At 73.0% G+C, this 24,494-nt stretch carries 21 protein-coding genes; 1 reads left to right on the forward strand and 20 read right to left on the reverse strand.

The features are described from left to right. Positions 1-33 precede the first annotated feature (33 nt). The 20 genes from ffh to AL2_RS10135 form a co-directional block, all read right to left on the reverse strand. Positions 34-1,611 (reverse strand): signal recognition particle protein, encoded by a 1,578-nt coding sequence (gene ffh / locus AL2_RS10040; protein ID WP_067632134.1) that lies wholly within the window; start codon positions 1,609-1,611, stop codon positions 34-36. A gap of 119 nt (positions 1,612-1,730) precedes the next feature. After that, positions 1,731-4,103, reverse strand: a complete 2,373-nt coding sequence (locus tag AL2_RS10045) for a [protein-PII] uridylyltransferase (protein WP_067632135.1) — start codon at positions 4,101-4,103, stop codon at positions 1,731-1,733. A gap of 8 nt (positions 4,104-4,111) precedes the next feature. Beyond that, positions 4,112-4,450, reverse strand: coding sequence for a P-II family nitrogen regulator (locus AL2_RS10050; RefSeq protein ID WP_067632136.1), 339 nt, complete (start codon positions 4,448-4,450; stop codon positions 4,112-4,114). A gap of 2 nt (positions 4,451-4,452) precedes the next feature. Beyond that, positions 4,453-5,784 carry an ammonium transporter gene (locus AL2_RS10055; protein ID WP_067632137.1) on the reverse strand — a complete coding sequence of 444 codons (1,332 nt, stop codon included), beginning with the start codon at positions 5,782-5,784 and terminating at the stop codon, positions 4,453-4,455. 170 nt (positions 5,785-5,954) lie between these two features. Further along, complete coding sequence (gene ftsY / locus AL2_RS10060; protein WP_067632138.1) at positions 5,955-7,109, reverse strand: signal recognition particle-docking protein FtsY; 1,155 nt, start codon at positions 7,107-7,109, stop codon at positions 5,955-5,957. Positions 7,110-7,262: 153 nt separating this feature from the next. Next, positions 7,263-7,889: a DivIVA domain-containing protein gene (locus AL2_RS10065; RefSeq protein ID WP_168444618.1), complete on the reverse strand. Its 627-nt coding sequence runs from the start codon at positions 7,887-7,889 to the stop codon at positions 7,263-7,265. 29 nt (positions 7,890-7,918) lie between these two features. Next, the gene (locus AL2_RS10070; protein ID WP_067632141.1) at positions 7,919-9,064 is read right to left on the reverse strand and encodes a globin domain-containing protein; all 1,146 of its coding nucleotides are present in this window, start codon (positions 9,062-9,064) and stop codon (positions 7,919-7,921) included. A gap of 6 nt (positions 9,065-9,070) precedes the next feature. Continuing rightward, on the reverse strand, positions 9,071-9,478 hold the full coding sequence (locus tag AL2_RS10075) for a globin domain-containing protein (protein ID WP_067632143.1): 408 nt from the start codon (positions 9,476-9,478) through the stop codon (positions 9,071-9,073). Positions 9,479-9,782: 304 nt separating this feature from the next. Next, a complete protein-coding gene (gene smc, locus AL2_RS10080; protein ID WP_067632144.1) occupies positions 9,783-13,436 on the reverse strand; it encodes a chromosome segregation protein SMC in 3,654 nt (1,217 codons plus the stop codon). 585 nt (positions 13,437-14,021) lie between these two features. After that, positions 14,022-14,219, reverse strand: a complete 198-nt coding sequence (locus tag AL2_RS36205; protein WP_083946295.1) for a hypothetical protein — start codon at positions 14,217-14,219, stop codon at positions 14,022-14,024. Positions 14,220-14,397: 178 nt separating this feature from the next. Further along, the gene (locus AL2_RS10090) at positions 14,398-14,703 is read right to left on the reverse strand and encodes an acylphosphatase (protein WP_245666496.1); all 306 of its coding nucleotides are present in this window, start codon (positions 14,701-14,703) and stop codon (positions 14,398-14,400) included. A gap of 11 nt (positions 14,704-14,714) precedes the next feature. Then, positions 14,715-15,593 (reverse strand): bifunctional DNA-formamidopyrimidine glycosylase/DNA-(apurinic or apyrimidinic site) lyase, encoded by an 879-nt coding sequence (mutM, locus tag AL2_RS10095; protein ID WP_067632149.1) that lies wholly within the window; start codon positions 15,591-15,593, stop codon positions 14,715-14,717. Further along, positions 15,586-16,323, reverse strand: coding sequence for a ribonuclease III (gene rnc, locus AL2_RS10100; RefSeq protein ID WP_210748019.1), 738 nt, complete (start codon positions 16,321-16,323; stop codon positions 15,586-15,588). Before rnc ends, mutM begins: the two co-directional genes overlap by 8 nt. 341 nt (positions 16,324-16,664) lie before the next feature. Next, entirely contained in the window at positions 16,665-16,844 is a 180-nt protein-coding gene (rpmF, locus tag AL2_RS10105) for a 50S ribosomal protein L32 (RefSeq protein ID WP_067632153.1), read from the reverse strand. A gap of 1 nt (position 16,845) precedes the next feature. After that, positions 16,846-17,436 (reverse strand): YceD family protein, encoded by a 591-nt coding sequence (locus tag AL2_RS10110; RefSeq protein ID WP_067632157.1) that lies wholly within the window; start codon positions 17,434-17,436, stop codon positions 16,846-16,848. A gap of 162 nt (positions 17,437-17,598) precedes the next feature. Then, a complete protein-coding gene (coaD, locus tag AL2_RS10115; RefSeq protein ID WP_067632158.1) occupies positions 17,599-18,081 on the reverse strand; it encodes a pantetheine-phosphate adenylyltransferase in 483 nt (160 codons plus the stop codon). Between the two features lie 131 nt (positions 18,082-18,212). Further along, positions 18,213-19,664, reverse strand: coding sequence for a penicillin-binding transpeptidase domain-containing protein (locus AL2_RS10120; protein WP_067632614.1), 1,452 nt, complete (start codon positions 19,662-19,664; stop codon positions 18,213-18,215). 30 nt (positions 19,665-19,694) lie between these two features. Beyond that, positions 19,695-20,261, reverse strand: coding sequence for a 16S rRNA (guanine(966)-N(2))-methyltransferase RsmD (rsmD, locus tag AL2_RS10125; RefSeq protein WP_067632160.1), 567 nt, complete (start codon positions 20,259-20,261; stop codon positions 19,695-19,697). Beyond that, on the reverse strand, positions 20,258-22,447 hold the full coding sequence (recG, locus tag AL2_RS10130; RefSeq protein ID WP_067632162.1) for an ATP-dependent DNA helicase RecG: 2,190 nt from the start codon (positions 22,445-22,447) through the stop codon (positions 20,258-20,260). The genes rsmD and recG overlap by 4 nt, the downstream gene beginning before the upstream one ends. Positions 22,448-22,480: 33 nt before the next feature. Beyond that, complete coding sequence (locus AL2_RS10135; protein ID WP_245666526.1) at positions 22,481-24,061, reverse strand: DAK2 domain-containing protein; 1,581 nt, start codon at positions 24,059-24,061, stop codon at positions 22,481-22,483. A gap of 192 nt (positions 24,062-24,253) precedes the next feature. Between AL2_RS10135 and rpmB the strand changes: the two genes are divergently transcribed. Next, positions 24,254-24,448 (forward strand): 50S ribosomal protein L28, encoded by a 195-nt coding sequence (rpmB, locus tag AL2_RS10140; protein WP_067632165.1) that lies wholly within the window; start codon positions 24,254-24,256, stop codon positions 24,446-24,448. The last annotated feature ends 46 nt before the right edge of the window (positions 24,449-24,494 follow it).

The raw sequence follows: 24,494 nt of genomic DNA on the forward strand, positions 1-24,494 counted from the left end.
CGGGCGGCTGAAGGGTCCGCGGCGGGCCGGTGCTCACTTCTTCTTGCGGCCCTGGAGTTTGCCCAGGTCCGGCATCTGGAAGCCGGGGGGAAGCTGGCCGCCGAGGCCGGGCGGAAGCCCGCCCGGACCGCCGCCGAGGCCCGGCGGGAGCCCCTGGGGCACGCCGTCGGCCGCGGGCTGCTGGTCCGGCCGGTCCTTGCCGGCGGCGCGCTTGCGCGGGTCTCCGCTGCGCTGCTTGCCCTTCCTGCTCTTCTTCGCGGCGGCCTTCGCCGCCTTCTTGCGTCCGCCCGGCATGCCGGGCAGCCCCATGCCGCCGGCCATCTGCCGCATCATCTTCTGCGCGTCGAAGAACCGGGTGACGAGGCTGCTGACCTCGCCGACGCTGACGCCGGACCCGGTCGCGATGCGGGCCCGCCGGGAGCCGTTGATGATCTTGGGCTGGGAGCGCTCCTGCGGCGTCATCGAGCGGATGATCGCGGCGATCCGGTCCAGGTCCTTGTCGTCGATCTGGCTGATCTGGTCGCGGACCTGCCCCATGCCGGGCATCATCCCGAGCAGGTTCCCGATCGGGCCGAGCTTGCGGATCATCATCATCTGCTCGAGGAAGTCCTCGAGGGTGAAGTCCTCGCCCGACGCGAACTTGGTCGACATCTTCTCGGCCTGCTCGGCGTCGAACGCCTGCTCGGCCTGCTCGATCAGGGTGAGGATGTCGCCCATGTCGAGGATCCGGCCCGCCATGCGGTCCGGGTGGAAGACGCTGAAGTCCTCCAGCTTCTCGCCCGTCGAGGCGAACATGATCGGGCGCCCGGTGATGTGCCGCACCGACAGCGCCGCACCGCCGCGCGCGTCGCCGTCGAGCTTGGTGAGGACGACGCCGTCGAAGCCGACGCCGTCCATGAACGCCTGGGCGGTGTTGACCGCGTCCTGGCCGACCATGGCGTCGACGACGAACAGGATGTCGTCGGGCTGGACGGCTTCACGGATGTCGATGGCCTGCTGCATCATCTCCGTGTCGACGCCGAGCCGGCCCGCGGTGTCGATGACGACGACGTCGTGCAGGGCGTGCCGGGCCTGGTCGAGCGAGCGGCGCGCCACGTCCACCGGGTCTCCGACGCCGCTGCCCGGCTCGGGCGCGAACACCGGCACGCCGGCCCGTTCTCCGACGACCTGGAGCTGCTGGACGGCGTTGGGCCGCTGCAGGTCGGCGGCCACCAGCATCGGCGTGTGGCCCTCCTGCCGCAGCCACCGGGCGAGCTTGCCGGCGAGGGTCGTCTTACCGGCGCCCTGCAGGCCCGCGAGCATGATCACGGTCGGCGGCGTCTTGGCCAGCCGGATCCGGCGGGTCTCGCCGCCGAGGATCTCGACGAGCTCCTCGTTGACGATCTTGACGACCTGCTGCGCCGGGTTCAGCGCCTGCGAGACCTCCGCGCCGGCGGCGCGCTCCTTGACCCGCGCGATGAAATCCTTGACTACGGGCAGCGCGACGTCGGCTTCGAGCAGCGCGATCCGGATCTCGCGGGCCGTCGCGTTGATGTCGGCCTCGGACAGCCGGCCTTTGCTGCGCAGGGACGAGAAGACCGTCGTCAACCGGTCGGAGAGCGTCTCGAACACGTGTCTGGACCGTCCTTGGAAAGCTTCTGGGATCGCCTATCAGCGTATCGGGTCACCGGCCGGGCCCCGCCCGCATCGCCGGACGCGTTCGCGGCGCCTCTCGCGGGGCTCCCCCGGCTTCAACGCAGCGCGGCCAGAACCTCTTCCCGGACGGCGGCGAGGGCGTCGGGCTCTTCGAGCGGGCGCCCTGCCCCGTCCACCACGTAGAAGACGTCCACGGCCTCGGCCCCCAGGGTGTCGACCTGGGCGGCGCGGACCTGCAGCCCGCACGCGCCGAGCGCCTGCCCGACCCGCCACAGCAGCCCGGGACGGTCGTGGGCCCGCACCTCGATGACGGTCGCCGTCCGCGAGGCGTCGTCCACGATCATGACCCGCGGCGGCGGCGCCGTCGCGCCGGGCCGCACCCGCACCGACCGCGCCCGCCGCTCCAGCCGTCCCGCAACGTCGAGCCGCCCCGCGAGCATGAGCCGCAGGTCCGCCTCCAGTCCGGCGGGATCCGGCGGCGTCCCGAACTCCGGAACGGCCGTGAAGTCGAGCACCGCGGTCCCCCCGCCTCCGGCGGCGGCGGAGGGCGCTGAGGTGGTGCGGGCGGTCTTCACCGCCAGGCGGTGGAGGGCCAGGACGCCGGCGGCGCGCCAGAGGAGGCCGTGGCGGTCGGGGGCGGCGATGGTGATGCGGGAGCCGGTCACGCGGACGGCGGCGCCGTCATGGCGGGCCAGGGCGAGGTGGTCGGACTCCGGGGCGGGGGCGGGCGGGGGCGTTCCGCCGGAGAGGGCGGCCGCCGAGCGGCGGGCGAGCTCGGCGACGAGGCCGGCCTTCCAGGCGCCCCAGGCGGCCGGGCCGGTGGCGGTGCCGTCGGCGATCGCGAGGGCGGCGAGGATGTCGAGGACCTCGCGTTCGCGGCCCGGTGCCCCGGAGACCGCGGCAGTGACGGTCTGGACGGTCACCGGGTCGTCGATGTCCCGGCGCGTCGCGGTCTCCGGGAGCAGGAGGTGGTGGCGGACGAGGGTCTCCAGGACGCGCACGTCGTCGTCCGGGAAGCCGAGGCGGGCGCCGAGGTCGCCGACGACGACGGCGCCGCCGGCCGAGTGGTCGCCGGGCCATCCCTTGCCGATGTCGTGCAGCAGGGCGCCGACGAGGAGGAGGTCGGGGCGGGCGACCTCGCGGGTGAGGGCGGCTGCGCCGGCCGCGGTCTCCACGAGGTGGCGGTCCACGGTGAAGCGGTGGACGGGGTTGCGCTGCGGCCGGTTGCGGACGCGTTCCCAGTCGGGCAGCAGCCGGACGATCAGCCCCGCCTGGTCGAGGGCCTCCCACACGGGGATCGCGGCGGGGCCCGCGCCGAGCAGGGAGACGAGGGCGTCGCGCGCGCCGGCGGGCCACGGCACCGGTGGGAGGGCGGCGCGCTCGGCCAGCCGGGCGACCGTGGCGGGTGCGAGCGGGAGGCCGCCCTGGGCGGCGGCTGCGGCGACGCGGAGGATGAGGGCCGGGTCGTCGAGGTCGGCGTTCCGCGCGAGGACGACCTCGCCCTCGTACTCGACGGCGCCGTCCCCCACGGGACGCCGCTCGGCAGCGGGCCGCTCGGCACCGGGCCGGCCGGCGCCGCGCGGGTTCGCGTCCGGGCTCCGCCGGCTCGCGCGCCGGGATCTGGTCCGGCGGTCGACGTGGCGCCACAGCGTGGTGCCCGCGTAGGTGATCGTGCGGGCCGCCTCCGTGATCGAGCGTTGCAGGACGGCCGCGTCCAGAAGGCCGAGGGCGTGGGCGACGGCCTCCTGTTCCTGCAGGACGAGGCGGTCGGTGGCGCGGCCGGTGACGTCGTGCAGGGCGTGGCGGACGTCCAGCAGCAGGTCGTGGGCGGCGCGGACCCGCCCGTCCGGACCGGACGCCACCCAGGACGCGGCGACGGCGTGCATCACGTGGACGTCGCGCAGGCCGCCGTGGGCTTCCTTGATGTCGGGTTCGAGGAGGAAGGCCAGCTCGCCCTGCGCGTCCCAGCGCTCGCGGCACATCTCCGACAGTTCCGCCAGCCGGACGGCGGAGTCGGCGCGCCAGTCGGCGAGCACGGCGGCGCGCAACTCGTCCACGAGCGTGTGGTCGCCCGCGATGCGGCGCGCCGACAGCAGGCCGAGGGCGGCCTTCATGTCGCCGCGCGCGACGGTCCGGGCCTCGTGGACGGTCCGGACGGAGTGGTCCAGGCGCAGGCCCGAGTCCCAGACCGGATACCAGACGCGGTCGGCGACGGCGGCGACTCCGGCCAGGCCGCGGTGCAGGAGGACGAGGTCGAGGTCGCCGCCGGGGGTCAGCTCGCGGCGGGCGTGGCTGCCGACCGCTACGAGCGCGACGGCCTCCGGGGCGGGAGCGAGGAGGGAGGCCAGCCAGCGGTCGAGGTCGCCTGCGCGCCCGGCCCGCGCCGCCGCGAGGGCGGCGCGGGCCGCACCGGCCGGAGGGCGGGGCGCGGTGCCTCCGTCCTCGGGCGGTGTGCGGGTGTGGGGCACCGGGGGACCTAGAGGGCTTCCGGGCCGGTCTCGCCGGTGCGGACGCGGACGACGGTGTCGACGGGCACCGCCCACACCTTGCCGTCACCGATCTTGTCGGTGCGGGCGGCGCGGACGATCACGTCGATGATGTCGTCGGCGTCGTCGGCGTCGACCAGGACCTCGATCCGCAGCTTGGGCACCAGGTCGACCTGGTACTCGGCGCCCCGGTAGACCTCGGTGTGGCCCTTCTGCCGTCCGTAGCCGCTGGCCTCGCTGACGGTCATGCCCCTGACCCCGAAGGTCTCCAGGGCCTTCTTGACCTCGTCCAGCTTGAACGGCTTGATGACCGCCGTGATGAGCTTCATCCCTACGCCTCAACCTTCTTCGCGGGGGCGGCGGGCGCCGCCGCGGTCGCCCCGGAGCCGATGCCCGCGCGGATCGTGCCGAAGTCGTAGGCGGTCTCCGCGTGCGCCGTGCTGTCGATGCCGGCGGCCTCGTCGTCCTCGCTGATCCGGAAGCCCATCGTCAGGTCGATGACCTTGGCGATCACGTAGGTCACGACGAAGGAGTAGGCGAGGGTCGCGAGGACGGCGATGGCCTGCTTGCCGAGCAGCGCGAGCCCGCCGCCGGCGAACAGCCCGTCCGCGCCGGCGTCGTTGACGGCGGTGGTGGCCAGGAGGCCGATCAGCAGCGCGCCGACGATGCCGCCGACCATGTGGACGCCGACCACGTCGAGCGAGTCGTCGTACCCGAGCTTGTACTTGAGGCCGACGGCGAACGCGCAGACCGCGCCGGCGACCAGGCCGAGGACGATGGCGCCGAGCGGGGTGATGAACGCGCAGGCCGGGGTGATGGCGACGAGCCCGGCGACGACGCCGGACGCGATGCCGAGCGTGGTGGACGCGCCGTCCCGCAGCTTCTCGACGATGATCCAGGCGAACGCGGCGGCGCAGGTCGCGGCGAGCGTGTTGATGAACGCGACGGCCGCGGTCGCGCCGGCCGAGAGGGCGGATCCGGCGTTGAACCCGAACCACCCGAACCACAGCAGGCCCGCCCCGAGCAGGACGAACGGCAGGTTGTGCGGGCGCATCGGCTCCTTCGGCCAGCCCTTGCGCTTGCCGAGGACGAGCACCAGCGCGAGCGCCGCGACGCCGGCGTTGATGTGGACGACCGTGCCGCCCGCGAAGTCGAGCGCGCCGAGGTCGAACAGCCAGCCGGACTTGCCGCCGTCCTGGCCATCCGACCACCACACCCAGTGCGCGATCGGGAAGTACACGAGCGTGGCCCAGACCAGGGTGAACACGACCCAGGCGCCGAACTTGGCACGGTCCGCGACGGCGCCGCTGATCAGCGCGACGGTGATGATGGCGAACGTCGCCTGGAAGGCCACGAACACCAGCTGCGGGATGCCCGTGCCGTCGTCGGCCGTGGCGGCCTTCTCCAGGCCGACGAGCCCCCAGTCGCCGAATCCGCCGATGAACGAGCTGAGCGCGCCGCCGTCGCCGAAGGTGAGGGAGTAGCCGTAGACGACCCACGCCATGCCCACCACGGCGATGCTGACGAAACTCATCATCATCATGTTGAGCACGCTCTTGGCGCGGCTCATGCCTCCGTAGAAGAAGGCGAGCCCGGGTGTCATCAGCAGGACGAGCGCCGTGCTCGTCAGCATCCAGGCGGTACTACCGCTATCGATCTTCATGTCTCTGAGAGCCCCTCCTCGCCAGGGAACTTCGAACTGCTCAGAGACTCGACCTCGGCGGTTTCGCGCGCGGGGCCCCCGCGTTTCGCAGGTGTGAAAACCCACCCCCGGGTGTTTCGCGAGTGTTACTAAGTCCTCACATGCCGCATTTTGTCGTTCATAGGTCGCTCTCAGTCGCCCAGAATCGCGTCCACGAACGCCTCGGGCTCGAACGGCGCCAGGTCGTCCGGGCCCTCCCCCAGCCCGACCAGCTTGACCGGGACGCCCAGCTCCCGCTGCACCTGGACGACGATGCCGCCCTTCGCGGTGCCGTCCAGCTTCGTCAGCACGACGCCCGTCACGTTCACGACTTCGGCGAACACGCGCGCCTGCTGCATGCCGTTCTGGCCGGTCGTCGCGTCCAGGACGAGGAGCACCTCGTCCACCGCGGCCTGCTTCTCCACGACGCGCTTGACCTTGCCCAGCTCGTCCATCAGCCCGGTCTTGGTGTGCAGCCGGCCCGCCGTGTCGATGATCACGACGTTGACCTTGGACTCGATGCCCTGCTTGACCGCGTCGAACGCGACGCTCGCCGGGTCGGCGCCCTCGTCCTTGCGGACGACCTGCGCCCCGACGCGCGTCCCCCACGTCTCCAGCTGGTCGGCGGCGGCGGCGCGGAAGGTGTCGGCGGCGCCGAGCAGCACCGTGTCGCCGTCCCCGACGAGGACGCGGCCGAGCTTGCCGCAGGTGGTGGTCTTGCCGGTGCCGTTGACGCCGACGACCATCAGCACCGCCGGGCGGTCGCCGTGCGCGTCGGTGTGCAGGGAGCGGTCCAGGTCCGGGCCGATCTGCTTGACCAGCTCCTCCTTGAGCAGCTCCCGGACGTCCGCCGCGCTGCGGGTGCCGAGCACCTGGACGCGGGTGCGCAGGTCGTCGGTGACCTGGCGGGCCACAGTGGTGCCCATGTCCGCGGTGATCAGGGTGTCCTCGATCTCCTCCCACGCGTCGTCGTCGAGCGTGTCGCGCGACAGCAGGACGAGCAGGGTCTTGCCGAACGTGTTCTGGGAGCGCGCGAGCCGGGCCCGCAGCCGGACCAGCCGGCCCGCGCCGGGCGGCGGCCTCTCGATCTCGACCGTGGGCCGCGGCGCCGGCACCTCCGTCGGCGGCGCCCGCTCGACGGTCGGGGCCCCGGCCTCCGCCTCGTCCACGGCGGTCGCGCCACCGGTCCGTTCCGTCGGCCGCTCCACCGGCGGCCGCGGACGTGTGCGGCGGGGCCGCAGCAAGGTGATGCCGCCGACGATCAGCGCGACGGCGGCGAGTGCGGCGATGACGATCAGATATTCCATAGCGCCCCCAGTTTTCCAGACCTGTCTACCCAGGGGGCCGCCCCCCTGGAACCCCGATACGGCGCAGGGCGTGCCCGCGCCTGTCGCTCAGGTCGGCTCCAAGGCTCAAGTCTGATCCATGAAGGTCAGGCGTGACTCGTCCGGAACCGGGGTTCAGACCGCGTCGGGTGCCCGGCCTGGTAGCGATGCCCTTTCGGAGGATTCCCACTCGTCGACGTTGCGGAGAAGGGCCTCCAGGTAGGAGCGCAGGTGGGTGCGGTAGACGTCGCTGTAGGTGCGCAGGTAGGCGATCTCGCGTTCCATCTCGCGGCGTTCGTCGGGCGGGAGGGGCGCGGACGGGGGCGGCTCGGCGGAGCGGACGGCGGCGTCGGCCACGGCGGCGGCCTTGCGGTGGGCGTCCTCCAGGAGGTGTTCCGCGCGGCCCTTGGCGTCGGACAGGATCGCCTCCCGGTGCAGCCGCGCCTCGTGGGCCAGTTCGCGGGTGTACCGTTCGGCGTCCGCGACGTAGAGGTCGGCGGTCTGCTGGGCCTGCGACAGGATCCGGACGGCCTGGAAGTGGGCGTCCTCCGGCGCCAGCACACTCGGCGTGCCCTTCGCGCGCAGCCGGTTCACCTCGCCCGCGAGGGCGGCCTTGTCGTTGAGGATCTGCACGAGTTCCCGCTCGACGTACGCCAGGAAGCCGCGGACCTCGTCCTCGTCGTATCCGCGGCGTCCGAGCGCGGCGCGGGCGAACACCACCGCCTGGAGTTCGCCCGGGGTCAGCCGAGACCCCGTGGACACGACGGGAAGGTTCGGGGAGTTCAACGCGCTCACCTCTGTGCGTCGGCGAAGGTTTCCAGGCGGATGCGGCCACGCGGGACGCCGAGCCGCGTCAGCTGCTCGACGGTGTGCCCGACCATCGCGGACGGCCCGCACACATAGGCGTCGTGGCCGTCCCAGGGGCCGTGCCTCGCCACGATGTCCGACAGGTTGCCGTGCTCGACGTCGTCCGACCGGAGGAACTCCGAGAAGCCGTGGCCGCCGGGTTCGTCCGACACGGCCGGGACGACGGTGAGCCAGTGGAACCCGCGGGCCAGCCTGGTCAGGTCCTCGAGGTCGTACAGGCCGTCGCGGGTGCGGGCCCCGAAGAACAGGTGAACGCGCGGCGGGACGGGACGCCGTGAGATCTGCTCCAGGATCGCCTTGAGCGGCGCCAGGCCGGTGCTGCCCGCGATGAGCAGGACGTTCCGCGCCGACTCCTCGTCCAGCGTGAGCGTGCCGATGGGGGAGCCCATCCGGAGCCGGTCGCCGGGCTCGGTGCCGCGCACCAGGACCGGGCTCACCGGCCCGCCGTCCACGAGCCGGACGTGGAAGTCGACGGTGTGGTCGGGACGGGGCGCGTTCGCCATCGAGTAGTACCGCCAGTGCCGCAGCCGGGCCGGCACCTCCAGCGCGACCGACTGACCGGGCGTGTAGGGCAGCGGCCGGTCCGGCTGGACGCGCAGGACGGCGATGTCGAACCGGCGCCGTTCGACCGCGACGACCTGGCCGTTCCACCAGGCCGGGCTGTTCAGGGCGTTCTGGTCCGCGGCCTCGAGCATCACCTTGGCGACGAGGCTGTAGGCGGCGTTCCAGTCGCTTTCGACGTCGTCGGTCCAGTCGTCCCCGGTGAAGTGCCGCAGGGTGGCGAGGAGGCTGGCGCCGACGTGCGGGTAGTGCTCGGCGACGATCCCGAACCGGCGGTGGTCGCGGCCGAGCTGCTGGAGGAACGGGACGAGCGCGGGGAGGTCGTCGACCTGCGCGACGATGTGGCCGAGCGCGCGCAGCAGCTTGTCGCGCTGCCCGGTCATCCCGATCGGGAACATGTCGCGCAGGTGCGGGTTGCGCACGAACAGGTCGGAGTAGAAGAACAGGGCGACGGCGTCGCCCTGTCCGGCGACCTTGTCGAAGTGGTCCTTCAGTCGTTGGGCGTCCACGCGGGATCAGGCGACGGGCTCCGCGGCGGCCTCGGCCATGACCTTGGCCACGACGCCGTAGGCGGCCGTCCAGTCGCGTTCGAGGTCCTCGCTCCACGCGGGTCCGCTGAAGTAGGCGAGGGTCGCGAGGAGGCTCGCGCCGACGGGGCCGTAGTGGTCGGCGACGACGCCGAAGCCGTGGTGGCGCCGGCCGAGGTCCCGCAGGAACGGGACGAGCGCGTCCGGATCGTCGACCGACGAGACGATCTGGGAGAGCGCGGCGAGCAGCACCTCGTGCTGCTTGGCCATCGCCGCCGGGAACAGGGACCTGAGCTGCGGCGAACGCGCGAAAAGGTCGGCGTAGAAGTATTCGGCGACGTCCACGCCGTTCGTTCCCACCAGCGCGAAATTGTCCTTGAGTTTCTGAGCGTCCATGGGCATCACGTCTCACCGGTTCTCCGGCACCGGACGGAGTCGGCCCGATTGGGGAGGCCGGAGAACCACGGTCCACATGGGTAGTCGATGCCTCCTTGCACGCACAAGCCCGCGAACGTAGCCGTAATGTCACGGTCAGTGCGGGCTGATCTCCCCCATTACCCCTCACCGGCGAAAATGCGCCATAATCCGTCAGTTATTGCACATCGCACAAATTTTCCGCCCGTCCGAAATGCGGCAAGATGGGCGATGCAACGTTCCAAGTAAATCCGTGACGGATATTACGGACATATGAAATCGACGGTCAGCGGAGCCGCTGGCTGACGACCTGGGTGACGCCGTCGCCGCGCATGCTGACGCCGTAGAGGGCGTCGGCGCCCTCCATGGTGCGCTTCTGGTGGGTGATGACGATCAGCTGGGACGACTCGCGCAGTTCCTCGAAGACGGTGATCAGCCGCTGCGTGTTGGTGTCGTCCAGCGCGGCCTCGACCTCGTCCAGGACGTAGAACGGCGAGGGACGCGCCTTGAACACGGCGACGAGGAAGGCGATGGCGACCAGCGAGCGCTCACCGCCGGACAGCAGCGACAGCCGCTTGACCTTCTTGCCGGGCGGGCGGGCCGAGACCTCGACGCCGGTCGTGAGCATGTCGCCGGGCTCGGTCAGCGAGAGGCTGCCCTCGCCGCCGGGGAACAGCCGCGCGAAGATGCGCTCGAACTCGCGGGCGGTGTCCTCGTAGGCGGTGCCGAACACCTCCTGGACGCGGTCGTCGACCTCTTTGACGAGGCCGAGCAGTTCGCGCTGGGTCTTCTTGAGGTCCTCCAGCTGCGAGGTGAGGAACGCGTGCCGTTCCTCCAGCGCGGCGAACTCCTCCAGGGCGAGCGGGTTGACCTTGCCGAGCTGGTTGAGCTGCCGCTCGGCGACCTTGGCGCGCTTCTCCTGGACGGTCCGGTCATAGGGGACGGGCTGCGCGTCCTCCCCCTGCTCGGGGTCGGGCGGGACGTGCTGGTCGGGCCCGTACTCGGCGACGAGCGACTCGACCTCCAGCCCGAACTCCTCCAGCGCCCGCTGCTCGTACTGCTCCAGCCGGAGCCGCTGCTCGGCGCGGGCGACCTCGTTGCCGTGCACGACGTTGACCAGGCGCTCCAGGGTCGCCGACAGCTCGCGGACCTGCGTCCGGACGACCTTCAGCTCGGCCTCGCGCGCGGCCTTCGCCTGCTCGGCGGCCTCGCGGCGGCGGACGGCCGCGGCGAGGGAGTGCTCGATGCGGTCGAGGGCGGTCCTGGCGCCCCGGTGGACGGCCTTGGCGACCCTCGCCTGCTCCTCCCGGCGGGCGCGGCGCTGGGCGGCGCGGGCGCGCTCCTCCCGCTCGCGGCGGGCACCGCGTTCCAGGGCGTCGGCGCGGCCGGCGATCGCCTGCACGCGCTCCTCGGCGGTGCGGACCGACAGCCGCGCCTCCATCTCGGCGGACCGCAGCCGCTGGCAGCGGGCGTTCAGCTCGTCGCGCGCCTCGGTGTCGTGCCCGGCCTCGGCGGCGACCTCGGCGGCCTCCTCCGACTCGGCGAGCCGCATCGCCAGCTCCTCGGCCGCCTGGGTGTCGCGCTCCAGCGACTCGGTCGCCGCGTCGAGGGCCTTGGTGAGCCGTTCCGCCTCGCCGCGCGCGGCGCGGACGTCGGCCTCCAGGCGCGCGGCGCGCTTGGCCTCCTGCGCGGCCTGCGCGTCGAACTCGCGCAAGCGCGCGCGGACGCGGTCAAGTTCGCTCTGGGCCTGGTTGACGCTCGACTGGGCCTCTCCGGCCGCGGCCTCCGCCGCCTCCAGCGCCGTCTGGGCGGACTGCTCGCGCTCCATCGACGCGCTGAGCTCGTCGGCGGCCACCCCGGCGCCGGTCTCGGCGGCGGCAAGGTCCTCGGTGGCCTCGTCGAGCGTCGCACGCATCCGCAGGAGGCTCTGGCCTCCGCCGGCCGCGCCGCCCTGGGCCCAGTGCGCGCCCACGAGCTCGCCTTCGCGGGTCACGGCGCGCAGCGACGGCTCCCGGCGGACGAGCGAGGCCGCGGACGGCACGTCGTCCACCACGGCCACGTCCCGCAGGAGATGCTCGACGGCGGGACGCAGCGCGTCCGGAACGCTCACCGCGTCGACCGCGTAGTCGACACCGGGCACCCGCGCGGCCGATGCCGCCGCTCCCCCGCCGATGAGCAGCCCGGCGCGTCCCGCGTCGCGGGAGCGCAGCAGCACCAGGGCGGCCTCGGCCGTGTCCAGGGAGCCGACGGCGATGGCCTCGGCGGCGTTCCCGAGCGCGGCGGCGACCGCCGTCTCGTAGCCGGCACGGACGTTCAGCAGCGACGCGACCGTCCCCAGCACCCCGTCGAGCGTGCCGTCCGCCCCGGCCGACAGCAGGGCCTCCCCGCCGTCGGCGGCGCTGGCGAGCGTCAGGTTCAGGGCCTCGATCCGCGCTTGAAGCGCCGCGACCTTCTTCTGCGCGGCCTGGTCGGCGGACCGCGCCGACCCCACCGCGGCCCGCGCCTCCTTCAACGCCCGGCGCGGACCGTCGACGCCCGCGCGCGCCGCCTCGGCGGCGTCCTTCGCGGTCGCGAGGGCCTCCTGCGCGACCTCGTGCTCGGCGGCGAGCGCCGGGTCCTCGACGACCTCGGCCTCGAACGCCTCGAACTCGACCCGGGCGTCCTCGGCGCGCTGCCCGGCCTCCTCCCGCGCCTCGGCGAGCCGGCCGATCTCCGACCGCCCGGCCTGCGCCTTGCTGCGCAGCGCCTCGACCCGGCCGCGCAGCCGGGCCAGCTCCTCGCGCCGGTCGGCGGCGGCGCGCGCGGCGGCCTGCAGACGGCGCTCCTCGGCCGCGAGGGCCTCCTCGACGCCCGTCCGCTCCTGGACGGCGTCGGCGAGCCCGTCCTGCGCCTCGTCCAGCACGGCGCGGAGCATCTCCTCCTGCTCGCGGATCTCGGCGGCCTCGCGCTCCATGTCCTCGGGGTCGCGGCCGCGCCGCTCCTCCTCCCGCGCCTCGGCGGCGTTGCGGTGCCGCTCCGCGGCGAGGTCGGCGACGCCGTTCAGCCGCTCCTTCAGCGCCGACAGCTGGAACCACGTGTCCTGGACCTGCGCGAGCTTCGGCGCCTGCTCGGCCTCCTCCGCCTCCAGGACGGCCTCGCGCCGCTGCGCCTCGGCCAGCGCCCGCTCGGTCTCGGTGCGGCGCTCCCGGATCGCGGCCTCGTCGGCGGCCTCCTGCTCCAGCCTCGTCCGCAGCGTGACGAGGTCATCGGCCAGCAGCCGCAGCCGCGCGTCGCGCAGGTCGGCCTGGATCACCGCCGCCCGCCGCGCGATCTCGGCCTGCTTGCCGAGCGGTTTCAGCTGCCGCCGCAGCTCGCCCGTGAGGTCCTGGACGCGCGTGAGGTTGCCCTGCATCGCGTCCAGCTTCCGGAGCGCCTTCTCCTTGCGCTTGCGGTGCTTGAGGACGCCGGCGGCCTCCTCGATCACCGCCCGCCGCCCCTCCGGCCCCGAGTGCAGGACGCGGTCGAGCTGCCCCTGCCCGATGATGACGTGCATCTCGCGGCCGATGCCGGAGTCCGACAGCAGCTCCTGGATGTCCAGCAGCCGGCACCCGTCGCCGTTGATCGCGTACTCGCTGGACCCCGACCTGAACATCAGCCGGCTGATCGTCACCTCGGTGTAGTCGATGGGCAGCGCCCCGTCGGAGTTGTCGATCGTCAGCACGACCTCGGCGCGGCCGAGCGGCGCCCGGTTCGCCGTCCCGGCGAAGATGACGTCCTCCATCTTGCCGCCGCGCAGCGACTTGGCGCCCTGCTCCCCCATCACCCAGGCCAGCGCGTCCACGACGTTGGACTTGCCCGAGCCGTTCGGCCCCACGACGGCCGTGATCCCCGGCTCGAACTTCAGCGTGGTGGAGGACGCGAAGGACTTGAAGCCGCGCAGCGTCAAGGTCTTCAGGTACAAACCCTCGCCATCCTCCCTGCTCCGCGTCGGTGCCGGACGCCGGGCGCCCCCCCGCGGCGGCCACCGGTTCCGCGCCCGATCGCAACGCTAGAGGCTATCGCGTACCTGCGCCGACGACCCGGGCCGCCGCCCATCCCGCCCGGGCGGGGCCGCGCCCGGCCCCGCCCCGCCCGTCAGATGCCACATTTCCAAAGATCAACACGGAACGTCCGGATTCGGCCGGCCCGAAAACAGAAGAACCTTTACCGCACCTTGAACGAGGCACACTCCGGCCGTCCAAACGGCCCGCCCCGGACGACAACTCCGCGGGACAAGAAGGGGCGACGCTCTCCGGAACTCGGGCAGGCACCCGTGAGCGCGATGACCTGGTAATTCACAGCCCTGGACGCGCCGATGCGGCGTCCCGCGAGCGCCCTTCCGGCCACCGGGTGACCCGAACGTCGCGACCGCGCACGTTAGAGGCCCAGCGCCACCGGTTCGGCGGCGTCTGGGCCTGGGGATCTGAGCCCGGCCCCACGGCGGCCCCAGCGCTGCGATCGCGTCCGAAGGCCGAAGGAGGAGAGCAGAGAATGAATGCAGCGCCGATCAGGTCAGCGCGGGTTCGCGGTCCTTGACCGCAAGGGACATCACATCGTCGTCCGGCGCCGTCGCGAGCGCGTCGTTCTCTGCCTGAAGCCGTACGAGCTCGGCTTCCAGATCACGTACGCGCTGCTGCAGGCGCCGCATCTCCGCGACCATCCGGGGGTCGGGACCGCCGACGTGGCCGAGTAGAGCCTTCGCCATGACTAAGGGTCCTCCACGCTGAGTAACCAGCAGGGATCGCGCACGAGAATCAACTGAAGTCGGTGCGCGTATCGTCTAGAGTCGCACCGGCCGGTGTCCTGGTCAAGACGCACATCACAGGCCGGTAACAACCTTCCTCTACTAGTTTAGCAGGTACGAACCGGAACGCCCCACCCGGTCAGCGTTCCAGGAAACCGGCGGCCTCGCCGCGCGGCGCGCTCCAGCGCTCCGTGACGCCCGTGACCTTGCCCGGACGTCCGGAAGTGTCACCGCCCAGCAGGTCGAGCAGCTGAAGGCAGCGGGCGCGCGGCCCCTCCGCCACGACCTCGACGCGCCCGTCGCCCAGGTTCGTCGCGCTGCCGGCCAGGCCGAGCTCCAGCGCCCGCGACCGCACCCACCAGCGGAACCCGACGCCCTGGACGCGTCCGCGCACCCAGGCCGTGAGCCGCACGATCTCCTCGTCGTCCGCTTCGTCGTCCGTCACGCTCCGAGACCCTAGTAGCGGGCGCGGCGGGGGCGCGGCTGGCACACCGGGCAGCTGTAGGACGAGCGGTTCATGAACTCGTCGCGGCGGATCGGGGCACCGCAGCGGCGGCACGGCTCGTCGCGGCGGCCGTAGGCGTCCAGGGAGCGCTCGAAGTAGCCGCTCTCGCCGTTCACGTTGACGTACAGGCTGTCGAAGGACGTGCCGCCGACGGCGAGAGCCGCCCCCATGACCTCCTGTGCGGCCTCCAGGACGCGCGTGGCCTCCGCGCGGGTCATAGTGTCGGTGGGGCGCGCCCAGTGCAGCTTCGCCCGCCACAGCGCCTCGTCGGCGTAGATGTTGCCGACCCCGCTGATCAGCGACTGGTCGAGCAGGGCGCGTTTGATGCCGGTCCTGCGGCGGCGCAGGGCCCGGAAGAACGCCCCGGCGTCGAAGGCGTCCTCCAGCGGATCGGCGGCGATGTGCACGATCGGCTCGGGGACGAGCGCGCCGGCGGAGAACGCGTCCGGGACGAGGCCGGTGAGCATCAGGTGCCCGAACGTCCGCTGGTCGACGAAGCGGAGGTCGTGGCCGCCGTCGGTGAAGGCCGCCCGGACCCGGAGGTGCTTCTCGCGTTCGCGGCCGGGCTCGCCGACGAGCAGCTGCCCGCTCATGCCGAGATGCGCCAGCACCGCCTCGGACTCGTCGTCGAGGGGGATCCACAGGTACTTGCCGCGGCGGCGCGGAGCCCGCATCGTGCGGCCGGCGAGGCGGGCGGCGAAGTCGGCCGGGCCGGCCTCGTGGCGGCGCACCGAGCGGGGGTGCAGGACCTCGGCGGACGCGATCGTCCGGCCGGTCGTCCAGCGGTCGAGGCCGCGCCGGACGACCTCGACCTCGGGCAGCTCAGGCACCGGCCTGCGCCTCCTGGACGGCCTCCTGGACGGCCTGCTCCCCCTGCGCTTCGGCCTCGCGCCCGACGACGATCGCGCGGATCTCGTTCCAGGCGGCCTCGGCGGCGTGCTGCTCGGCCTCCTTCTTGCTGCGGCCCTCCCCCGACCCGTAGGTCTTGCCGCCGACCCGCACGGACGCGCGGAACGTCTTCTGGTGGTCGGGGCCGCTCTCGGCGACGTGGTACTCGGGGACGCCCAGCTCCTCGACGGCCGTGAGCTCCTGCAGCGAGGTCTTCCAGTCGAGCCCGGCGCCGAGGCCCGCCGAGCGGGTGATCAGCACGTCGAAGAGCCGGTGCACGAGGGCGGACGCCTCGTCCAGCCCGCGGTCCAGGTAGACGGCGCCGATCAGCGCCTCCAGGGTGTCGGCCAGTATCGACGACTTGTCGCGCCCCCCGGTGCCCTCCTCGCCGCGGCCGAGCCGGATGTGCGCGCCGACGCCGAGGCCGCGGGCGACGCCCGCCAGCGCGCGCATGTTGACGACGGCGGCGCGCAGCTTCGCCAGCTGGCCCTCGGGCAGGTCGGGATGGCCGCGGAACAGGGTGTCGGTGACGACGAGGCCCAGCACCGAGTCGCCGAGGAACTCCAGGCGCTCGTTGGTGGGCAGGCCGCCGTTCTCGTAGGCGTACGAACGGTGCGTCAGCGCCCGTTCGAGCAGGTCATCGGTCACTTCGACGCCGAGCGCGGCGGTCAGTTCCGCCTTGTCCGGCGTGGGTGCGCTCTTCTTGGCGCTCACGGGCCCTCCTCGCAGGCCGTGCACCGCGCATGGCGCGGTCGCTGGTGCTGCGCGCCGGCCGAAGCGGCCGGGACGGCGAGGACGCGCGGCGAGGAGGATGTCCGCGAAGACGAGGTGCGCGCCGGTCTGCCTGATCCCGGCGTGCACCACGGCTCCGGGCGCAGCGAACCTTGGTTCAGTCTCCGCGCCGGTCACCACGCCGACGTCGCGCGCCGGGGTGGTCGGGGTGGGATGTCGTCCCGCACCTCGGGGGGCGGGCCGCGCCGTGCGCGGTTCCGCCCCCCAGGATGCGAGGAGACTCAGGCCGACGGGGCGATGACCTGCCGCCGGTCGTAGGTTCCGCATGTCGCGCACGCGGTGTGCGGCAGCTTGTGGTCGCGGCACGTCGGGCACTCGACCAGGTTCGGCGCCGCGGTCTTCCACTGCGAGCGCCGGTGCCGCGTGTTGCTGCGCGACTTCTTCCGCTTGGGGACGGCCACGTCAGCCCTCCTGCTTTCCTTCTCGTCGGTCCACTCCACGGGGGCCGGAGCTCCCGTTCCCCCGTTCCGGGGAGGCCGGCGCCATGTCGCCGGCGAGGTCCTGCAGCACCGCCCACCTGGGGTCGGCGACGTCGTGTCGGTGCTCCGGCTCGACGTCCGCGAGCCGTGCGCCGCAGTCCGGGCACAGGCCCGGGCAGTCGTCCCGGCACAGCGGGGACAGCGGCAGCGCGAGCACCACCGCGTCCCGCAGGACGGGTTCGAGGTCGATGAGGTCGCCCTCGAGGCGGAGCTCGTCGTCGCCGGCGTTCCCGCCCGAGCGGGTGTCGTCGTAGACGAACAGCTCCTGGAAGTCCGCCTCGAAGGTCGAGGCGATCGGGTCGAGGCAGCGGGAGCACTCCCCCGTCAAGGGGACCGTCGCCGTGCCGGTGACGAGCACCCCCTCCAGGACCGCTTCGAGCCGGAGGTCCAGCTCGATCGCGGCGCCCTCGGGGACGCCCACCATCTCGACGCCGAAGTTCTCCGGTGCCGGCACGGTCCGGCGCTCCTCCCGCGACGACCCGGGTTGCCTGCTCAGAGCCCGGGTGTCGAGCACGAGAGGGGTGTTGGGGTCAAGGCGAGTCAGCGGATTCCTGCTTTCCGTGAGGCATGGTGAACTGCGGCCGCCTGTGATGGCCGATGTACCAGGGTACCGTCCCGAGAGCGCCGGCCCAACTCGCGGCCCGAGTCGCCGCCCGACCATCAGGCCGCCCGGCGGTCAGCTCTGCTGCTGGAGGCGCTCCACCAGCCGGTCGTGGACGCTGTCGGGGACGAGACCGGAGATGTCCCCGCCGAACTTCACGACCTCCTTCATGAGGCTGGACGACAGGAACGCGTACTCCGGGTTCGTCGCCATGAAGAGCGTCTCCACGCCGGCGATCCGGTGGTTCATCTGGGCCATCTGCAGCTCGTACTCGTAGTCGCTGACGGCCCGCAGCCCCCGGACGATGACCGGGATGTCCTGCTCCCGGCAGTAGTCGACGGTGAGCCCGTAGAACGTGTCGACCTTGATGTTGCCGTACTCGCGGGTGACCTCGGTGATCATGTCGGCCCGCTCGTCGACGGTGAACAGGCTCTTCTTGTTCTTGTTGATCAGCACCGCCACGACCACCTCGTCGTACAGACGGGAGGCGCGGCTGATGATGTCGAGATGCCCGTTGGTGACGGGGTCGAACGATCCCGGACAGACGACACGGCGCACGACGCGAACCCCTTCGGTCCCGGTTTCTGACCTGCGGCGGTGAACGTACCAAATCCCATTCGGCCCGGTTTCACCCGGGACCGGCAAACCGTTCCCGGTCCGTCCCCGGACGGTTCCCGCCCGGCGCCCGTTCAGTCCCCCAGCGCGTCGATGATCTTGGCGGCGATCGGGCCCGACTCGATGCCGTAGCCGGGCGCCTCGGTCATCACCGCGACCGCGTACTTCGGGTCGTTCTTCGGCCCGAAGCCGATGAACCAGCGGTCGTTGTAGGAGGCGCCCTCGACGTCGGCGGTGCCGGTCTTGCCGCCGAGGATGGACGTCCCCTTCAGCGACTTGCCCGTGCCCCTGTCGACGACGGCCTTCATCAGGTCCCGCATCTGCTTCGCCTGCTCGGACGTCAGCGCGCGCGACATCCGCTTCGGCGAGATGGTGTCCACCGTGGTGCCGCTCGGGGCGCGCAGCTTGTCGATGAGATGCGGCTGCATCACCTCCCCGTCGTTGAGGACGCCGGAGGCGACCATCGCCATCTGCAGCGGGGTCGCGACCGTGCTGCCCTGGCCGATCGAGCCGAGCGCACTGAGCACCGGCTGGTCGGTCGTGGGGAACGAACTGGGGGCGCTCAGCAGGCCGTCGGCGTACTCGATCCGGTCGCCGAACCCGAACTCGCCCGCCTTCCTGTGGACGGCGCCGTTCCCGGGCTCCTCCGCGCCCATGTAGGCGAACGTGGTGTTGCACGACTGCGCGTACGCCTCGATCAGCGGGATCCGGCTCAGGTCGCAGGAACCGCCGATGTCGCCCGCGTCGTTGCTGATCGGCTGCCCGCCGCCCGGCGGCCGGTAGCTGCGTCCGGCCGTGACCCTCGTCTGCTCGCTCGCGCCGGCCTCCAGCGCCGACGCGGCGACGAGGGTCTTGAACGTGGAGCCGGGCGGGAACAGCTCCCGCGTGGCCTTGTCGAGCAGCGGCTTGAGCTTCTCGCCGTTGAGCCGCTCGAACACCTTCTCCGCCTTCTTCCCGTCGAGCGTCGAGACGTCGTTGGGGTCGTAGGACGGCGTGGACGCCATCACCAGCACCGCGCCGGTGTCCGCGTCGAGGACCACGGCCGCCGCGCGGCGGACGCCGCTGGACGCCAGCGCCTCGTAGGCGACGCGCTGCGCCTTGACGTCGACGGTCGCCTCGGCCGTCCCGCCGGGGACGTGGTTGCCGATGAGCTTGTCGACGAGGTTCGTGGTGGCGAGACGGGGGTCGGTGCCGTCCAGGAAGTGGTTCGCGGCCTCTTCGAGACCGGTCTGCGAGAACACGGAGAAGTAGCCGGTGATCGGCGCGAAGACCCTGCCGTCCCTGTAGTGGCGCTGGTAGCGGTCCCCGTCGGTCTTCTCCGACCAGGCGAGCCGCACGCCGTCCGCGACGATCGGCCCCCGGTCGACCTTGAAGCGGTCCTGCAGCCGGCGGGCGTTGAGCGAGTCGTCGCGCAGGTCCTGCGCCTCGAAGCCCTGGACGTAGGTGATGTTCGCCATCAGCGCGACGGCCATCACCAGGGCGACGACCCAGGTGCGTCCGACCGCGCGGTCGATCCCGGGCTTCATGGGCATGCCTTTACCCGTTCTCCCGCCGTGTCAACGGCCGTCCGCGCGGCCGTACCAGAAAATCGCCTCGCCGTAGCGCCGGTCGCGCTCCGCCTCGTACCCGTCCGGCCAGCGCAGCGCGGGCCCGCGCGCGGCGCGCTCCACGACGACCAGCGCGTCGGGCGCCGCCCAGCCGTGGTCGCGCAGGTCCTCCAGGAGGGCGGTGACGGCCGCGTCCGCGAGCGCGTACGGCGGGTCGGCGAAGATCAGATCGTAGGGCTCGCCGGGCTCCTTCCGGACTAGCCGCTCCACCTTGTCGGGGCACGGGACGGCGCCGGGCAGCCCGAGCGCCTCGGCGTTCTGCCGGATCACGCGCATCGCGCGCGGATGCGACTCGACCAGCAGCGCGTGCGCCGCGCCCCTGGACAGCGCCTCGAAACCGACGGCGCCCGACCCGGCGTACAGGTCGGCGACGCGCAGCCCGTCCAGCGGTCCGAGGAGGGCGAGGACGGTGGCGAACAGGCCCTCCCTGGCACGGTCGCCGGTCGGCCTCGTGTCCCTGCCCGGCGGGACGGCCAGCCGCCGCCCGCCGGCGCTGCCCGCGATGACCCGCGTCACGCCTTCTCCAGGAAGCCGGCGCGGTCCTCGTCCAGGAGGGACGCCAGGACGGTGGCGAGGCCGGGGTGCTCCGAAAGATCGGGATCGTCCTCGACGAGCGCCGTCGCCTCCTCCCGGGCGTCGCGGATCACGTCCTCGTCCCGCTGGAGGGTGAGGAGCCGCAGGCTGGACGCGCGGCCGGCCTGCGCGGCGCCCAGCACGTCGCCCTCGCGGCGCTGCTCCAGGTCGAGGCGCGACAGCTTGAACCCGTCGGTGGTGGACGCGACGGCGTCGAGCCGCTCGCGGGACTTGCCGCCGGGCTCGGCCTCGGTCACGAGCAGGCAGAGGCCGTGCAGGGAGCCGCGCCCGACGCGTCCGCGCAGCTGGTGGAGCTGGGAGACGCCGAACCGGTCGGCGTCCATGATGACCATGACGGTGGCGTTGGGGACGTCCACGCCGACCTCGATGACCGTGGTGGCGAGCAGGACGTCCAGCTCCTTCTCGGTGAAGCGGCGCATCACCGCGTCCTTCTCATCGGGGTGCAGCTTGCCGTGCAGGACGCCGATGCGCAGGCCGTGCAGCAGCTCCTCCAGCTTCGGCAGCACCTCCATGATGCCGAGCGGCGACCTGCGCTCCCCCTCCTCCGCGGCGACGGCGTCGCCTTCGTCGCCCTCCTGCTCGCCGATGCGCGGGCAGACGATGTAGACCTGCCGCCCCTTCGCGGCCTCCTCCCGGATGCGCTCCCAGATGCGGGCGAAGAACGCGGGCTTCTCGGGCGGCACCACATGGGTCTGGATCTCCGACCGCCCGGCCGGGAGCTGCCCGAGGACCGACGTCTCCAGGTCGCCGAAGACGGTCATCGCGACCGTGCGCGGGATCGGCGTCGCCGTCATGACCAGCACATGGGGGCGCCCGCCGCCGACCTTCTCGCGCAGCGCGTCCCGCTGCTCGACGCCGAAGCGGTGCTGCTCGTCCACGACGACGAGGCCGAGGTCGGCGAACTGGACGCTCTCCTGGAGCAGCGCGTGGGTGCCGACGACGATCCCGGCGGCGCCGGACGCCGCGTCCAGCAGCGCCTCCTTGCGCGCCTTGGCGCCCTGCGACCCGGTCAGCAGCGCGACGCGGGTGGCGTGCTCCGCGCCGCCGATCTGCCCCGCCAGGGCGAGGTCGCCGAGCATCCCGGTGATCGACCGGTAGTGCTGCTGGGCGAGCACCTCGGTGGGCGCCAGCAGCGCGGCCTGCCCGCCGCCGTCCACGACCTGCAGCATCGCGCGCAACGCGACCACCGTCTTGCCTGCGCCGACGTCGCCCTGGAGGAGGCGGTGCATGGGGTGTTCCCCGGCCAGGTCCGCGGCTATCTCGTCGCCGACCTGGCGCTGGCCCTCGGTGAGTTCGAAGGGCAGCCGCGCATCGAACTCCGCCTGGATGCCGCCGAAGACGGGCGGGCGCGGCTTGGCCGGGAGCGCGGCGGCGGCGAGGCGGCGCTGCGCCAGGGCGATCTGGACGACGAACGCCTCGTCCCACTTGAGTCGCTTCTTGGCGCGGCCCAGCTCGTCCCAGCTCTTCGGGCGGTGGATGCCCTCGTACGCCTCGCGCAGCCCGATCAGGCCGCGGCGCTTGAGCAGCGCCCCGGGCACCGGGTCGGCGGGAAGGTCCAGCTGCGTCAGCACGGTCTCGACGGACGTGCCGATCGTCTCGATGGGCAGCGCCTTCGTGGACGGGTAGATCGGGATGATCTCGTCCGCCCACTCCTGCGCGGCCTGCTCGGCGCTCCGCTCGTGGACGACCTTGTACTGCGGGTGGGTGAGCTGCCGGACGACGTTCCCGCTGCGCGGCCGGTAGGTGCTGATCTTCCCGGCGAACAGCCCGCGCGTGCCGGGCGACAGTTCCCGCTCCGCCTTGTAGGAGCCCTTCCGGCCGAAGAAGCTCAGCTTGAGCTCCCCGGTCCCGTCGGTGACGGTGATCTCCAGGACGTAGCCGGGGTTGCGGGTGAGGGTCCGGCCCTGGACCTTCACGACCTCCGCCATCACCGTGACGTGCTCGCCGTCCTCCAGGCCGCTCAGCTGCGTCAGCTCACCGCGGTGGGCGTAGCGGCGCGGGTAGTGGTGCAGCAGGTCGCCGACCGTGCACAGGTCGAGGCCCTTCTCCAGCGCCTTGGCCGTCTTGTCGCCGAGGACATTCCGCAACGGCTCGTCGAGATTCGCCACGCACCCTTTTCTAGCCCATCGGCACGACGGGAATCACTCGACGCCGATGAGCAAGGGATATCGTTCCTGCCCGCCGTCGTAGACGCCGACCTCCACATCGGGGTGCTCTCGGCGCAGGTGCTCTTCGAGAGCCGCCGCGAGGCCGGGCGGGGCGTACGTGCCGGCGATCAGCGTGACGAGTTCGCCGCCGCCGGACAGCATCCGGTTGAGGACGCGCCGTGCGACCTCCGCGACGTCCGCGCCGATCGTCGCGACATCGCCCTCGATCAGGCCGAGGACGTCGCCGGGCTGGCACAGCCCGACACTCGTCACCGCCTCCTGCTCCGCGACCTCCAGGTGGCCGAAGCGGGTCGCGCCCGCCGCGCGGGTCATCTCGATGACGTCCTCGCCGAAGCGGCGCAGCGGATCGTGCACCGCCAGCGCCGCCATCCCCTGCACGGACGCCTTCGTCGGGACGACCGCGATCCGCGCGCCGGCGTCCCGCGCGCGCTCCGCGGCGGCCTCGGCGAGCGCCAGCACCTCGGGCTCGTTCGGCAGGACGGTCACCTCGCTCCCCGCCGCGAGGATCGCCTCCGACAGCACCGCGAGCGGCGGCGGCGCGCCCGGCTCCCGGCGGACGACCCGCGCGCCGCACTCCTCGAACAGCGCGGCCAGCCCGTCGGCGGCGGTCACGGCGATCACCGCGCGGCCGGTGTGCGGCGCGTGCGGCTCGCCCGGGTCCGCGCGCAGGTAGCTGACCCTGATCCGGTGCGGACGCCCCGCCGCCATGCCCGCCTCGATCGCGGAACCGGCGTCGTCCACGTGGACGTGGACGTTCCACAGCCCGTCGCCGCCGACCACGACGAGCGAGTCCCCGAGCCCGTCGAGCCTCTCCCGCAACGCGTTCACGGCGGCGTCCGGCGCGTCCAGCAGGTACATGACCTCGTAGCCGGGTCCCTGCGGCGCCGGGGGCTCCGGCTCGCCCGCAGGGGTCCCGGCGGCGCGGGCGGGCACCTCGTACCGCTCGGGGTACTCCTCGGTGACGACGGCGGCCAGCGCGTCGAGCACCACGCACAGCCCGGCCGCGCCCGCGTCGACCACGCCGCTGCGGGCGAGCACCTCCAGCTGGCCCGTGGTCCGGCGCAGCGCCCGCCGCGCCCCGCCCGCGGCGGACCGGCACGCGTCGGAGAGCCCGGCTCCCGACTCCGCGCACGACGCGGCGGCCTCGGCGACCACGCTCAGGATGGTCCCCTCCACGGGATGCTCGACGGCACCGCGGGCGAGCCCGGACGCGTGCGCCAGCGCGTCGGCGAACACCGCGCCGTCCGGCGGCGCCTCCATCGGGGCGAGGACGTCGGCGAGGCCGCGGAACACCTGGCTGAGGATCACGCCGGAGTTGCCCCGCGCGCCGAGCAGCGCGCCCTGCGCGAGCGCCCGCCACGTCTCGGCGGGGCCCGCGCCGGCCGGCAGCTCGTCCAGCGCGTCCGCCGCCGCGAGGACGGTCAGGTGCAGGTTGGTGCCGGTGTCGCCGTCGGGGACGGGGAACACGTTCAGCGCGTCGATCTCGCCCCTGGTGCGGCCGAGCGCCTCCGCCGCCAGCCTGCACCACCGCCGCACCGCCGCCCCGTCGAGCACCTCGCCCAAGAACCCGCTCCCCTTCCCGCTCACCGCCGCCGGCGATTCGCCTACCGACGGGCTGTCGGCTAGTCTGATCCGTGCGCCTCGTCCGAGGCGCTCGTCAGTGAGCACCCATGATGCCCGGCCCGCCCCCGTCGGCGGCACCGGGCGGCGCTCCGGTCAGAGCATCGACACCACTTGGAGTTTCCCGTGGCTTCCGTCTGCGACGTCTGCGGCAAGGGACCCGGTTTCGGCATGCGCGTCTCCCACTCGCACCGCCGCACCCCGCGCCGCTGGAACCCCAACATCCAGCGCGTCCGCGCCGTCGTGAACGGCAGCACCAAGCGCATCAACGCCTGCACGTCCTGCATCAAGGCCGGCAAGATCGTCAAGCCCACGGTCTGACCCGGGCCCGCGGACGGCACGAACCGCAGAGACTTCACGTCGGCTC

Source organism: Actinomadura latina NBRC 106108, from assembly GCF_001552195.1.
GTDB lineage: Bacteria > Actinomycetota > Actinomycetes > Streptosporangiales > Streptosporangiaceae > Spirillospora > Spirillospora latina.

What these genes read in the sequence shown, in the direction of transcription:
- AL2_RS10050 (WP_067632136.1), bottom strand. Translation starts at nt 4,450, where the DNA reads ATGAAGCTCATCACGGCGGTCATCAAGCCGTTCAAGCTGGACGAGGTC.
- AL2_RS10055 (WP_067632137.1), bottom strand. Translation starts at nt 5,784, where the DNA reads ATGAAGATCGATAGCGGTAGTACCGCCTGGATGCTGACGAGCACGGCG.
- ftsY (WP_067632138.1), bottom strand. Translation starts at nt 7,109, where the DNA reads ATGGAATATCTGATCGTCATCGCCGCACTCGCCGCCGTCGCGCTGATC.
- AL2_RS10075 (WP_067632143.1), bottom strand. Translation starts at nt 9,478, where the DNA reads ATGGACGCTCAGAAACTCAAGGACAATTTCGCGCTGGTGGGAACGAAC.
- AL2_RS36205 (WP_083946295.1), bottom strand. Translation starts at nt 14,219, where the DNA reads ATGGCGAAGGCTCTACTCGGCCACGTCGGCGGTCCCGACCCCCGGATG.
- AL2_RS10120 (WP_067632614.1), bottom strand. Translation starts at nt 19,664, where the DNA reads ATGAAGCCCGGGATCGACCGCGCGGTCGGACGCACCTGGGTCGTCGCC.